This window comes from Pseudomonas sp. KU26590 (assembly GCF_026153515.1).
In the GTDB taxonomy this organism is placed as follows: domain Bacteria; phylum Pseudomonadota; class Gammaproteobacteria; order Pseudomonadales; family Pseudomonadaceae; genus Aquipseudomonas.
In genome coordinates, this window is sequence record NZ_CP110644.1 from 2,474,706 (window position 1) to 2,487,715 (window position 13,010).

General features: G+C 62.0%; 13 protein-coding genes. 8 read left to right on the forward strand and 5 right to left on the reverse strand.

Going from position 1 to position 13,010, the window contains the following annotated elements; genetic code table 11:
- Positions 1 to 521 precede the first annotated feature (521 nt).
- The gene (locus tag OKW98_RS11010; RefSeq protein WP_265389175.1) at positions 522 to 1,190 is read left to right on the forward strand and encodes a polysaccharide lyase family 7 protein; all 669 of its coding nucleotides are present in this window, start codon (positions 522 to 524) and stop codon (positions 1,188 to 1,190) included.
- Positions 1,191 to 1,417: 227 nt separating this feature from the next.
- Here OKW98_RS11010 and OKW98_RS11015 read toward each other — a convergent pair whose 3' ends face one another.
- Positions 1,418 to 2,809: a heavy metal sensor histidine kinase gene (locus OKW98_RS11015; RefSeq protein ID WP_265389176.1), complete on the reverse strand. Its 1,392-nt coding sequence runs from the start codon at positions 2,807 to 2,809 to the stop codon at positions 1,418 to 1,420.
- Positions 2,782 to 3,477, reverse strand: coding sequence for a heavy metal response regulator transcription factor (locus OKW98_RS11020; RefSeq protein WP_265389177.1), 696 nt, complete (start codon positions 3,475 to 3,477; stop codon positions 2,782 to 2,784). The genes OKW98_RS11015 and OKW98_RS11020 overlap by 28 nt, the downstream gene beginning before the upstream one ends.
- A gap of 337 nt (positions 3,478 to 3,814) precedes the next feature.
- Between OKW98_RS11020 and OKW98_RS11025 the strand changes: the two genes are divergently transcribed.
- The 4 genes from OKW98_RS11025 to OKW98_RS11040 all read left to right on the forward strand — a co-directional run bounded on the left by OKW98_RS11025 (position 3,815) and on the right by OKW98_RS11040 (position 7,664).
- Positions 3,815 to 4,420, forward strand: coding sequence for a hypothetical protein (locus tag OKW98_RS11025; protein ID WP_265389710.1), 606 nt, complete (start codon positions 3,815 to 3,817; stop codon positions 4,418 to 4,420).
- A 57-nt stretch (positions 4,421 to 4,477) separates the two neighbouring features.
- Entirely contained in the window at positions 4,478 to 5,101 is a 624-nt protein-coding gene (locus OKW98_RS11030; RefSeq protein ID WP_265389178.1) for a cytochrome b/b6 domain-containing protein, read from the forward strand.
- Positions 5,094 to 5,864 carry a molybdopterin-dependent oxidoreductase gene (locus OKW98_RS11035; RefSeq protein ID WP_265389179.1) on the forward strand — a complete coding sequence of 257 codons (771 nt, stop codon included), beginning with the start codon at positions 5,094 to 5,096 and terminating at the stop codon, positions 5,862 to 5,864. Before OKW98_RS11030 ends, OKW98_RS11035 begins: the two co-directional genes overlap by 8 nt.
- Positions 5,865 to 6,512: 648 nt before the next feature.
- Entirely contained in the window at positions 6,513 to 7,664 is a 1,152-nt protein-coding gene (locus OKW98_RS11040; protein ID WP_265389180.1) for an MFS transporter, read from the forward strand.
- 69 nt (positions 7,665 to 7,733) lie between these two features.
- Here the strand turns inward: OKW98_RS11040 and OKW98_RS11045 are convergent, their stop codons facing one another.
- Positions 7,734 to 8,171, reverse strand: a complete 438-nt coding sequence (locus OKW98_RS11045) for a carboxymuconolactone decarboxylase family protein (RefSeq protein WP_265389181.1) — start codon at positions 8,169 to 8,171, stop codon at positions 7,734 to 7,736.
- Positions 8,172 to 8,289: 118 nt separating this feature from the next.
- Positions 8,290 to 8,778, reverse strand: a complete 489-nt coding sequence (locus tag OKW98_RS11050) for a multidrug/biocide efflux PACE transporter (RefSeq protein WP_265389182.1) — start codon at positions 8,776 to 8,778, stop codon at positions 8,290 to 8,292.
- A gap of 118 nt (positions 8,779 to 8,896) precedes the next feature.
- Here OKW98_RS11050 and OKW98_RS11055 point away from each other — a divergent pair, with 118 nt between their 5' ends.
- Positions 8,897 to 9,784 (forward strand): LysR family transcriptional regulator, encoded by an 888-nt coding sequence (locus OKW98_RS11055; protein ID WP_265389183.1) that lies wholly within the window; start codon positions 8,897 to 8,899, stop codon positions 9,782 to 9,784.
- Between the two features lie 175 nt (positions 9,785 to 9,959).
- Here OKW98_RS11055 and OKW98_RS11060 read toward each other — a convergent pair whose 3' ends face one another.
- Positions 9,960 to 10,886 (reverse strand): LysR family transcriptional regulator, encoded by a 927-nt coding sequence (locus OKW98_RS11060; RefSeq protein WP_265389184.1) that lies wholly within the window; start codon positions 10,884 to 10,886, stop codon positions 9,960 to 9,962.
- 328 nt (positions 10,887 to 11,214) lie between these two features.
- Between OKW98_RS11060 and OKW98_RS11065 the strand changes: the two genes are divergently transcribed.
- Together OKW98_RS11065 and OKW98_RS11070 are read left to right on the forward strand one after the other, a co-directional pair.
- Complete coding sequence (locus OKW98_RS11065; protein WP_265389185.1) at positions 11,215 to 11,943, forward strand: DUF969 domain-containing protein; 729 nt, start codon at positions 11,215 to 11,217, stop codon at positions 11,941 to 11,943.
- Positions 11,940 to 12,890 (forward strand): DUF979 domain-containing protein, encoded by a 951-nt coding sequence (locus tag OKW98_RS11070; RefSeq protein WP_265389186.1) that lies wholly within the window; start codon positions 11,940 to 11,942, stop codon positions 12,888 to 12,890. Before OKW98_RS11065 ends, OKW98_RS11070 begins: the two co-directional genes overlap by 4 nt.
- Positions 12,891 to 13,010: the final 120 nt, after the last annotated feature.

Here is a 13,010-nt window from a genome sequence, read left to right on the forward strand (position 1 = left end):
GGCGCTGCATTATTAGGCTGCTAACTAATAATATCTTGTTACACCATGGTCTCGTCAAATGGAATCTGGGTAGGTCGGGTCGGGCGGATTGCCGCAGGTGGGGTTGGCCGGAAGTTCAGTTGCACGCCAGGGGCGCGCCAGACGCTTCTGGCTGCTGAGTAAGGCGAAGGAGGGCAGTGGGGTGGGAATTTTCCGATACCGTCTGTCGGGTGCGTCTTCACTGGCTGAACTAATTTTTTCAGCACCGTCTAAGCGGTCTCCAAAAAAATGGCGCCAAATTTCTAGCCATCACGCCTCTAGTTCCGCTGGTTTGGCAAAAATGGGAGGCAATAGGCCACTTTGAGTGGCTGGTGGCATTATGATGGCCTTATGCATGTCTCCAGTCGCCTCGGCGGTTTCTTGACTCCGGGGACGACTAAAGATCAAACGGTTCAGCCGATAGCAAAGATGACGGGAACGGCAGTGACAGCCCTGTTCCAGACACCTTCTTTGCTGTGCGCATCGCGCACCATGAGTGCACCATGATTGATCTCGCCATCTGGAATCTTTCTGTACCGGTCGGTATCCCGGCCGCCACCATCGACACACCAAAATTGGTCGGCGGCTACCAGGATGGTTACTTCCGTTCAGGGGACACTTTGTTCTTCTGGGCTCCGGTCACCGGGTCAAGGACTGACAACGCGATCTATCCCCGTACCGAGTTGCGTGAAACCTACGCCAACGGTGCGGTGCACAACTGGGTCTACTCCCAGGGGGACAATTTCCTGCGCGCGGCGCTGACCGTGGATCAGGTGCCATCGACGGGCAAGATCGTCATCGGCCAGATCCACTGCTACGGCAGCACCGAGCCGCTGATCAAGCTCGAGTACCAGTACAAGGAAAAACTCAAGAGCGGCAACATCGTCGTCAAGTTTCGCCTGACGCCGACCTCCGAGCCTGAAGTGATTCAGGTCGCGACCGGCGTGCTGATGAAGGAGCGCTTCACCTACACCATCCACCTGACCGCCGCCGGCAACCTCACGGTCAACGCCCACGAAATGCAATGGGGTACCAAGCTCGACCCGTCGTGGAGCGGCAAGCCGCTGTACTTCAAAGCGGGCGTGTACACCCAGGACAACACCGGCTACGCCACCGAAGGCGGGGCGGCGACGTTCTACAAACTGGTGGCGACCCACGACAAGAAGGCGTGAGGTTTTCGGTGCGGATGCGGGAGTGATCAGTTAGCGGCACATCCCGAAATATTGGCCGACACAAAAACCCGTGTAGGAGCGCGCTTGCCCGCGAATGCGATATGCCTGAGCTATCAGTGTTGCCTGACCCACTGCTTTCGCGGGCAAGCGCGCTCCTACAGGGTCCTCGGCCTGGCAATGGATTTACGGGTAGCGAAGATTTAAATCTGCTGCAGTCGGCCTGCGGGCTAGCGTGGAAACACCAGCCCGAAACAGATCCGCCCCGGCGCAGGTTGGTCAACGCTCACGTCGCCCCCATGCAGCTGCATGATTGCAGCCACGATCGCCAGGCCCAGGCCGTTGGAGTCGGAGCTCTGGTGGCGTGAGGCATCGCCGCGATAGAAGCGGTCGAACAGTTTGCCCAGGGTCGCGTCGTCCAGCGTCGGCCCTTGATTCTCCACTTCCAGACGGCAGTGCCTGGCGCTTTCCCTCACACGAATTTTGATCGCACTGCCTTCATCGGCGTAGCGAATCGCGTTCGCCACCAGATTGCTCAGCGCCCTGCGCAACAACAAGGGATCGGCCTCGATCTGCGCGTCGCCTTCGGTGTGCAGGGTGATTTCACGTTCTTCCGCCAGCCCCTCGAAATAACCCGCCACCCGCTGCATCTCGTCGGCCAGATTCAGCGTCTGGCGATTGAGCGCCGACTGGGCTTCATCGGCGCGCGCCAGGAACAGGATACTTTCGACCATCCGCGAGATGCGTTCCAGCTCCTCCAGGTTCGAGGCCAGCAGCGCCTGATATTCGTCCTCGGTGCGCGGTTGGCGCAGCGCCACCTGACAATGCCCCATCAACGACCCCACCGGTGTGCGGATCTCGTGGGCCAGGTCGGCGGAAAACTGCGTCAGCCGCTGATAGCCATCGGCGAGCCGGTCGAGCATCGCGTTGTACGCCTCACCCAGTTGTTGCAGCTCCACCGGCGTGTCGCGGTTGTCCATGCGGCTGTCCAGTTGCGCCGGGGTGATGGCCGCGGCATGGCTGGCCATCCTGCGCAGTGGCCGCAGACCCCGGCGCAGCAACACATAACCGAGCAGCGCAGTGAGCACGAACGCCAGTGAAACGGCGAGCAGGATGCGATTGCGGAAACCTGCCAGCGTGGCCATTTCCTTGACCGCGATGTGCGCCGCCGTCAGGTGCACAATCTTGCCGCCGGACACCGCCTCGACCGTCGCCGCGCGCATCGGCACTCCGGAGTCCAGCATGCCGCTGCGCATGTCGGCCACGCTCAGCGGCCTATTGGCCGGCACCACCGGCATTGGCGGCAGCGGCGCGTGCAGCGGATTGACCATGATCACCGGCGGCTTGCCCGGCTCGGAAATGATGAAAATGTCGTCCTCGCTGTCGAGCATGTTTTCGAACAGCTGCGGGCTGCTTTGCAGCGTGGTCAGGGTCAGGTCGTACTGCAGCAGTTTGCGAAAGTGATCCAGTCGCGCCAGCACCGCATGGTCACTGCGGGTCATCACCGCGCCCTTCATGGTTTCGTACAGGTACATCCCGGCGCTGCCGACAGCGAGCATGGCCACCACCGAAAACGCCAGGGTCGCGCGCAGGGTCAGGGATGGCTGGCGTCGGGCTCGCATGGCCGCACCTCGCAGACGTAACCGATGCCGCGCACGGTGTGGATGAGTTTGCTCGGGTAAGGCGTGTCGACCTTGCTGCGCAGGCGCTTGATCGCCACGTCGACGACATTGGTGTCACTGTCGAAATTCATGTCCCAGACTTCCGAAGCGATCTGCGCCCTGGACAGCACGTCGCCCTCGCGACGCAGAAGCAGATGCAGCAGCGCGAATTCTTTGTTGGTCAGGGTGATGACCTGTTGCTGGCGCGTGACCCGACGGCGCAGCAGGTCCAGTTCCAGATCGGCGAGGTGAAAATGATCGGCCTCGCGCACGACACCCCGACGCAGGATGGTGCGGATGCGCAGAAGCAATTCGGTGAACGAGAACGGCTTGACCAGGTAATCGTCGGCACCCAGTTCCAGGCCCCGAATGCGGTCCTGCAACTGATCGCGGGCGGTGAGAAACAGCACCGGCACGTCCTGCTTCGCCCGCAGGATTTCGATGATCTGCCAGCCGTCGATGCCCGGCAACATGACGTCGAGCACCAGCAAGTCGTAGCTGTGCTCAAGGGCCATGTGCAGGCCGTCGGTGCCGTGCTGGGTCCAGTCGACGTTGTAGCCGGACTCGGTGAGGCCCTTCTTCAGGTACTCGCCGGTCTTGGTGTCGTCTTCGATAAGCAGAATGTGCATCGTCGGTCAGGCTCGCTTCACGTCATTGGCAGCGTCGCCGGCGTGGGGTGTCAGGTTGGGCTGTCAGGATAGGGTGTCAGACTGGACAGATGAGGCGGCAAGCGCTGTAGGCCGCGCCGGGTGTGGAGTGTAACCAACGGACGGCGCGCGGTCGGTTACATTTTTGTCATTGATCGACGCTGGAACCGGCGCACTCCACGGAGGTGTGCTTGAATGACAAAAATGTAATCGGGCGGTCATTGTCGGGTGCCGGTGGCGGGTACAGGATGGCCGTCATGCAACACAGTCACACTCAGGCTCACCCTTACTCACTGCCCCAAGGAAGTCACCGATGAAGATGAAGACAACGCTGTCCACCACCTTCGGCATGCTGATGCTCAGCGCCGCCGTCATGGCGTCTGCCGCTGATATGCCGGTGGTCAAGCCACTGCGCGGCACGGTCGACAGCGTCGACAGCAACACCTTGAATTTCACCACCCGCTCCGGCGCCCATCAGAGCATCGGCCTGACCGACAAGACCGGCATCCGTCTGGTCTCCAAGACTGACATCGAATCGATCAAAGCCGACAGCTTCATCGGCTCCGCCGCGATCCCCCAGGCCGATGGCACGCTGAAGGCGCTGGAAGTGACCGTGTTCGAACCGAGCCTGAAAGGCAGCGGTGAAGGTCACTACGGTTGGGAAAACGCTGACGGCAGCACCGGCACCATGACCAACGGCACCGTCGGCAAGCTGAGCAAGGCCAACGGCCGTACCCTGAGCGTCGGCTACAAAGGCGGCGAGAAGCAGTTGGTCGTGCCGGAAGACGTGCCAATCGCCTACGTGCAGCCAGGCAAGGTCGATGAGCTGGTCAAGGGCGCGAAAATCGTCGTGTTCCCGGGCGAAGACGGCAAGACCGCACGCGGTGTCGCGGTCGGCAAGGACGGCTTCCAGCCGCCGATGTAAGCGGGTCGCGGCGTCTCACGGCGCCGCTTTCACCGAATCCGTGATGAGTCTCGCACCATGAAAAAAACCAGAATTCATTCATGGCCCATCCGCCTGACGCACTGGATCAATGCCTTCGGCATGGTCTGCATGTTCATGAGCGGGTGGGGCATTTACAACGCGTCACCGCTGTTCAGCTTCTCCTTCCCCCGGGATTTCACCCTGGGCGGCTGGCTGGGCGGCGCGCTGGCGTGGCACTTCGCCGTGATGTGGCTGTTGGTCGTCAACGGCCTGATCTACGTGCTGTATGGCCTGTTCACGCGGCACTTCAAGCGCGACTTTCTGCCGGTCACTCCCACAGCGGTCAAGCGCGACATGCTCGACGCCCTGCGCTTTCGTCTCAAGCACGAGAAGGGCGTCTACAACGCCGTGCAGCGCTTGATGTATTGGCTGGTGCTGGCCGCGGGCGTGTTGATCGTGCTGACCGGGCTGGCGATCTGGAAGCCGGTTCAGTTGCAGGAATTGACTGCGGTGTTCGGCGGATACGACTTCGCCCGGTACGTGCATTTTGCGGCGATGGCGTTCATTGGCGCGTTCGTGGTGGTGCATCTGGCGTTGGTGCTGATGGTGCCGAAAACCCTGATGCCGATGATCACCGGTGGCACGCGTGGGATTGAGAGCGGGAAGGTCGAGCATGATTGAGCCAAAAAAACGCGCCATTGCGCGCATCAAGCTGGAGCCGGCCCAGCAGATCCAGCTGGAAAGCCTGCAGCGTCGGCATTTCCTGAAAGGCGGCCTGACCGTGGGCGCGATGGCGATGCTCACCGGTTGCAATCTGCAGGACGGCGATCAGGTGGACAAGGTGCTGTGGAGCATGTCGCGCTGGAACGATCGGGTTCAGGCCTGGCTGTTTAGCGGGCAGAAGCTGGCGCCGACGTTCAGCAAGGATCAGGTCCGCAATCCGTTTCCGTTCAACGCGTTTTACAGCGAGGATGATATTCCGGAGCTGGACACGGCGGACTGGAAGCTGGGTGTATCGGGGCTGGTGCGGGACAAGGCGCCGTGGACGCTGGAAGGGCTGCGCAAGCTGCCGCAGCGCAGCGACATCACGCGGTTGATTTGTGTGGAGGGCTGGAGCGCGATCGGGCAGTGGGGCGGTGTGCCGTTGCGTACGTTCCTGGAGCATGTGGGGGCGGATACGACGGCGAAGTTTGTCGGGTTCAAGTGTGCGGATCGGTATTACTCGAGTCTGGATATGCCGACGGCGTTGCATCCGCAGACGCTGCTGGCGCTGGATTTTGCCGAGGTGGCGCTGCCGCCGGAGTATGGTTATCCGTTGCGGGTGAGGGTGCCGACGAAGTTGGGGTTCAAGAATCCGAAGCATATCGTCGAGATTGTGGTGAGTAATGATAATCCCGGGGGGTATTGGGAGGATCAGGGGTACAACTGGTTTAGCGGGAGTTGATCCCGCGCTTTTCAGGATCAAGGTCAAAGGCGTCTGCCTGGGGGCAGACTGTTTCGCCTTCGGCGAGTTACTTGGAAAAGCACCCCAAGTAACCAAGGGTGCTTGCTCCTGGTTGGGTTCCTCCTGCGTCGGAATTCCCTCATTCCGACGACGCTCCGTGGGCCCGCGCCGAACGGACATCCATGTCCGCAACGGCGCTCTCGCCGCATCCATGCGGCTCGGCCCACTCCGCGTCGTCTGCGTTCAGCCTGCCCCCAAGTCGCGATTGGCGGTGTCTGGACTTTCTGTGTACGAAGATCAAAAGCAGATCAACAGCAGAGCAATAGCTTCCCGGCTGAAGCCGGTCCCACAGGTGTAGGCGGTGTTTAGTGGGACCGGCTTTAGCCGGGAAGGCGTCGAGCGTCACGCCGCAAAATGGATGGCGAGCACACAGGCCTCTTCCCGGCTGAAGCAATGTGAGGCGTGTTGATCGTTCCCACGCTCCGCGTGGTAATGCACCCTTTGACGCTCCGCGTCGGTGTTTTCAAGGTCGGTTGAGGGGTTCCTGAGGGCATTCCCTTCAATATCCTTTCTTCGGCATTGTTCCAAGCTTTGTTAGGCTGGTCCTGAAGCGGGCCATGACGGGCCGCTGTTTTCAAGGGAGCGGCAATGACGTCCATCAGCACCGCAGCGCCCGTTTTGCCGGGGCGGCTGGAGCAGTTTTCGACGCGCATCGCTTTTTTTGTCACCGGGTTCAGCATGTCGGCCTGGGCGCCGCTGGTGCCTTATGCGAAAAGTCGCCTTGGTCTGGACGACGCCGGCCTTGGGCTGTTGCTGTTGTGCCTGGGCATTGGTTCGATCGTTTCCATGCCGTTGGCCGGGGCGATGACGGTGCGTTATGGCTGTCGGCGTTTGATCGTGATGACGGGGCTCATCGCCTGTGTGTGCCTGCCTTTATTGGCGACCCTCAGCTCGGTTCCGCTGATGGTCGCCACGCTTTTCGTCTACGGTGCGAGCATGGGCGCCCTTGGCTGCGTGACCAACATTCAGGCGATCATCGTCGAAAGGGCGAGCGGCAAGACCATGATGTCGGGGTTTCATGGCCTGTTCAGTTGCGGCGGGATTCTCGGGGCGGCGGGCGTGTCGGCGTTGTTGAGCGTCGGCGTCTGGCCGTGGCTGGCGATGGCCGTCGTTGGGCTGTTCATCGCCTTCGCGCTGTACAAAGCCGCGCCCCACTTGTTGCCGTACGGCAGCGAACCGGGAGGACCGGCGTTTGCGATTCCCCGGGGCGTGGTGCTGTTCATCGGCCTGATGTGCTTCACGGTATTCCTCACCGAAGGCGCGATGCTCGACTGGAGTGCGGTGTTCCTCAGCGCTCAACGCGGGGTGGAACCGTCTTACGCAGGGTTCGGCTATGCGGTGTTCGCGCTGGCCATGGCGATCGGGCGTCTGTGCGGCGATCCGATCGTCCGGCGTCTCGGTGTGCACAAGATCATCCTGTTTGGCGGGCTGTGCGCGGCTGCCGGGATGACCGTCGCGACGTTGATTCCGGTGTGGCAAGCGGCACTGTGCGGCTATGCGCTTGTAGGAATAGGCTGCTCCAACATCGTGCCGGTGTTCTACAGCGCGGTCGGTCGGCAGAAAACCATGCCGGAGAATGTCGCGGTGCCGGCGATTACTACACTGGGCTACATCGGTATTTTGATGGGGCCGGCGGGGATCGGTTTCGTCGCCCACCTCAGCAGCCTCGGCGCGGCCTTCATGATCATCGCCGTGATGCTGCTGGGTGTGGCGGTCAGCGGGCGGTTTTTGCGGGTTTGATGCTCATCGCAGGCTGACGCGTTTGTTTGAAAGCGCGCGTGCCGGCGATGTTTCCCCGCGAATGATGAATCAGCTCGGCATCATCGCAAAGCCCACGCCGAAGCGGTTCCAGGCATTGATGGTGGCGACGGCCAAAGTGATGCTGACCACCTCGGCTCCGCTGTAATGCGTGAGCAGCGCTTCGTATTGATGCTGTGGCGCGCGGTGCACGGGCAGCAGGGTCAGGCTTTCAACCCAGGCAAGTACGACTTTTTCCTTTTCGGTGAAGAATTCGGTTTCTTCCCACACGCTGAGGGTCTGCAGACGGGCCTCGGTTTCGCCGCCCTTGCGTGCGTCATTGGCGTGCATGTTGACGCAATAGGCGCAGCCGTTGAGCTGCGAGGCACGCAGACGGATCAGCTCCAGCAGCGAATGGTCCAGCCCGGATTTGCTCAGCGCGGTCTCCAGACCGACCATGGCTTTGTAGGCTTCCGGCGATTTCTGGGCCCAGGCGATTCGGGTGTTCATGGTGGGTGCTCTCTTCAAAGTGGCCGGCGGAAGCCGCTGGACGTGGCGAAATGTTACGCCCGCGCTGCGGCCCGTCGAATAGCCAATCAAGGAGGTTTACCGGAGACCAATTGCGCCGCTATCGATCAGCGGCGCACTGTTGCGGACGGGCGAGCAGACGCTCGCGAATCCGGTCATACGCCAGGTTGAACAGCATCGTGTACGGCAGATACAAGAGCACCAGACCGATGTCCAGAAGGAAGGCTTCCAGCAATGGGACCGACAACCACCACGCCACCATCGGCACCACCAAAAAAATCAGTCCCGCTTCAAAGCCGATGGCATGCAGCGCCCGCGCCTTGAACGTCAGCGCGAACCCCAGGCGGGCGCGCAGACGGTCGAACCCGGCGTTGAAGACCATGTTCCAGAGCATGGCGACCGTGGAAATCATCACCGTCATCGCGCCCATCTTGCCGATGGACTGGCCGAGTACCCAGGCCAGCCCGGGCGCGAACATCAGCACGCCGATGAGCTCGAACAGCAGCGCATGGAGGGCGCGCTCTTTGAGGGACTTTTTCGCAACCACCGGCTTCGCGGTCTTGTTGGACGTCAGGGTGTGCAGGGGCATGTGAATAATCACTTTTTCGGGGCAGGTGTGCATTGTCGTGGTGCGATGGGCTAGAGTGAAAATCGGTCCCATCGGAAAAACCGATGGCGACGCCACACGCTCCTCTGAGGTGTCCACCGTGAGCTATTCCCCCGAAGCACTCGAAGCATTCGCCCAGACCATCGCGCTGGGTTCGTTCAGCGCCGCCGCACGGCGCCTGGGCAAGAGCCAGTCGACCATCAGTGAGGCGATTTCGCGGCTGGAGATCGACCTGGGCCTGGAACTGTTTGATCGCTCGACCCGCCACCCCGCGTTGACCGAGGCGGGCAGGGCGCTGGAAGGGCGCATCGAGGACGTGCTCGCCGCCTCCGATACGTTGCGCCGCGCGGCGGGGCGTCTGGCCGAGGGCATGGAGCCGCGCCTGACGCTGGTGCTGTCCGACGCCAACCAGTTCGCTGAATTCCAGACACGCATGACCGAGCTCGATCAGCGTTTTCCGGAGCTGGAGCTGGAATGTGTGTTTGCCGAACACGGCGACGCGATCAACTTGATCCAGACCGGTCGGGCATCGTTGGGTTTGCTGTCGGCCCAGGCCTCGTACCCGCCGGAGGTGGGTTACGCGACCATCGTCGAGCGCGCCGACTTCGGCATCTTTGTTTCCCACAACCACCCGCTGGCCGCTGAAGAGGCCGTTGATTACCGCCATCTGGCGCAGCATCGGGCATTACGCCTGAACACCATCGTCGACGAGAGCGTGCCCACCGACGACCTGCCCAGCGGCGCGCGACGCAGCTGGTCGGCGCCCAATTACCTGCTGCTGATGGACATGGCGATCTTCGGATTCGGCTGGTCGGCGCTGCCGCGCTGGCTGGTCAGCACCTGCGCTCAGGGCCGGTTGAAGGAGCTCAAGGTGCCGGGCTGGCCGCGCAGTTCAGCGGTCGACGTGATCTGGTCCCGGCAAAAAAGCCTGGGCCCGGCGGGGACGTGGTTGCTGGATACGCTGCTGGAGGGGCGGGGCGGGTATTGAAAGAGGCTGCATGTTGCACCTGCGACCCTGTCCTGTAGGAGCGTGGCTTGTCCCGCGATCTGCCGCGAAGTGGCAGCAAATGGGTCAATCAGATTTACCAGGCTATTCCGGCGCCAGTCATTACGGCGACTGCGTCCCCGATCGCGGGACAAGCCACGCTCCTACAGCTGCAGGTCTAATCCTGACTTCCTTCCAGCACAAACCCCGCCGGCATCTCCTGGGCGAACGCGTTCACCACCTCGCGGGTCAGGCCGACGATGTCTTCCACCAACTCCATGCCCGCGCCTGTGCGCCAGCTGGCGACGATGTCCATCAGCGGCGGCAGGGGCACGTTGTCGATCAGCGTCAACGCGCCCTGGGCCAGTTCGCCGTGCACCAGCGTCACTGGCAGCGCGCCGATGCCAAAGCCGTCACGGACCAACCGGGTAATGGCCGACGCCGAGTTCACGCAATTGATCCGCGGCGTGACGATGTTGGCGGTGTGGAGCATGTTCAGGATGTCCTGATGCGGCCGCGAGTTGCGCGAGAACGTGACGATGCGCGCTTCGGCGATCTCTTCCAGGGTCACGTCCGGGCGGTCGAATGCAGAGCCCGTCGGCACCACCCAGCGCAGGGGGTAGCGTGCCAGTATCGCGTTGCGCACGCTGTCGAAACGCAGCACATCGGTCTGGAAAATGATGTCCTGATAGCCCTTTTCCAGCTGCGAGCAGAGGTTGCTGGCGGTCTCGGCAGTGAGCTCGATTTCCAGGTTCGGGTAACACTTCATCAGGCGTGTTACCAAAGGGCTGAGCCAGGTGTGTATCACCGTATCCATGGCGCCGATGCGGATGCGGCCGCGCACCTGGCTCGGGTCCCTGATCGCCGCTTTCATGCTTTGCATGGTGTCCATGATGTGCTCGGCGTATTCGAGCACGCGCGTTCCCTCGTGCGTCAGCGACACCCCCCGGGAATCCCGGACGAACAGCCGCACGCCCATTTCGTCCTCCAGCGCGGCGATGCGGCTGGAGATGGAGGCCTGGGTGCTGAACAGTTTTTCCGCCGTCAGACGAAAGCTTTTCAGCCGTGCGACCCAGACGAAGGTTTCCAGAAACTTGAGATTCACCGAGGGGGTTCCTTGAGCAATTGAGCGCCGGCTGACATTCAGCATGACCTGCGATCGACACATCCTGGCCGGCACGACCTGTGCAAACTGAGCACGGGAACAGCAGGTTACATGCCACCCCGGCAACAGAAAATCTTATGGCCCATAGCGGGTTTTTCCCGTTGGACGCCCCGGCGTGACTGCGGTGCCATGGGGCAGCGGCACGGTGAACTCGTCGAGCCTGGGCTGAGCCTGGCCTGAGCATACGTGCTGCCATCCGCTCGTTTCTCAATCCTGTTTCTCCTTCGTGCCCCAGCAAGGTACCGCCACTGCCAACGAGAACCCCATCATGCAAACCGCTATCAACCTCTGGCCGCTGCTTGGCGTGCTGGTCATCGTTCTGGGCTTCGTCCTGCGTTTCAATCCCATGCTGGTCGTGGCGCTCGCCGCCCTGGCCACCGGCCTTGCCGCCAGCATGCCGCTGGAAACCATTCTGGCTACCATCGGCACGGGCTTCATCAAGACCCGCACGCTGCCGCTGATCATCCTCTTGCCGCTGGCGGTGATCGGCCTGCTGGAGCGCCACGGCCTGCGGTTGCATGCGCAGAACTGGATCGCCCGCTTTACCGGCGCCACGGCCGGACGGCTGTTGATCGCGTACCTCTTCGTGCGTGAAACCACCGCCGCCCTTGGATTGACCAGCCTTGGCGGCCACCCGCAGATGGTGCGGCCGCTGCTCGCGCCCATGGCCGAAGGCGCCGCTGAATCGCGTTTCGGCAAGCTCCCCGAGACGCTGCGTATCAAACTGCTGGCGTTGTGCGCGGCGACCGACAATGTCGGGCTGTTCTTCGGCGAAGACATCTTCGTCGCGTTTGGCGCGATCGCGCTGATGCACACCTTTCTGCTCGGCTCCGGCATTGATGTCGACCCGATGCACATCGCCTTTTGGGGGATACCGACGGCGATCTGCGCGTTCGTCATCCACGCCATCCGCCTGCACCGTTTCGATCAGCGCCTGAACCGTGAGCTGACGGTGCTGCCGCCGGCCTCCGCTGTCGACAAGGAGCTGGTGCGATGATTATTTCCATTCAATACCTGTACTGGCTGGCAGGCGTGATTCTGGCGATCACGGCGTTCATGACCGCGACCGATCGGACTAATCCCAAGCGCTGGACCACGGGCTTGTTCTGGGGGCTGTTCGCCATCGCGTTTCTGGTCGGCGAGAAGCTGCCACCGGTGTGGGTGGGCGTCGGGGTGATCGTCATGGCGGTGATCGCAGGGTTCGGCGGCGTGGGTTTTGGTCAGCATGAGAACCTCAACGATCGGGCGCGGCGCGAGAGTGCAGGGCGCCTTAAGAACAAGCTGTTCATTCCGGCGCTGGCGATTCCTCTGGTCACGGTGATCGGTGCAGTGCTGCTGAAGAACATCAAGTTTGGCGATGTCTTTTTGCTGGACCCGGCCAACAGTACGTTCGTGTCGCTGGGCATTGGCAGTCTGGTGGCGCTTGGACTGGCCTGCTGGCTGACCCGCGACACGCCGGTGCAGGCCATGCGCGAATCGCGCCGCCTGACCGAAGCGCTGGGTTGGGCGCTGGTGCTGCCGCAGATGCTGGCGATGCTCGGCCTGGTGTTCAACGATGCCGGTGTCGGCAAGGCGGTGGCGCACCTGGCGACGGCCTACATCAATCTGGATTTCCGCCTCGTCGCGGTGATGGTGTATGTGCTGGGCATGGCGCTGTTCACCATTGTCATGGGCAACGGCTTCGCCGCGTTTCCGGTGATGACCGGCGGCATCGGCGTGCCGGTGCTAGTGGGCATGTACGGCGCCAACCCGGCGGTCATGGCAGCGATCGGCATGTTCTCGGGCTACTGCGGCACACTGATGACGCCGATGGCGGCCAACTACAACCTGATTCCTGCGGCGCTGCTGGAATTGCCCGACAAGTACGCCGTGATCAAAGCGCAAATCCCCACCGCGCTGGCGATGCTGGTGGCGAATATTCTGCTGCTGTATTTCCTGATGTAGTGACCTCATTTCCTGATGCAGTTGCAGCGCTTGCCCGGACGCTTTCGCGGGCAAGCGCGCTCCTACAGTTGAACGCGGTCCTCCGTAGGAGCGCGCTTGCCCGCGATCTGGCGCGAAGCG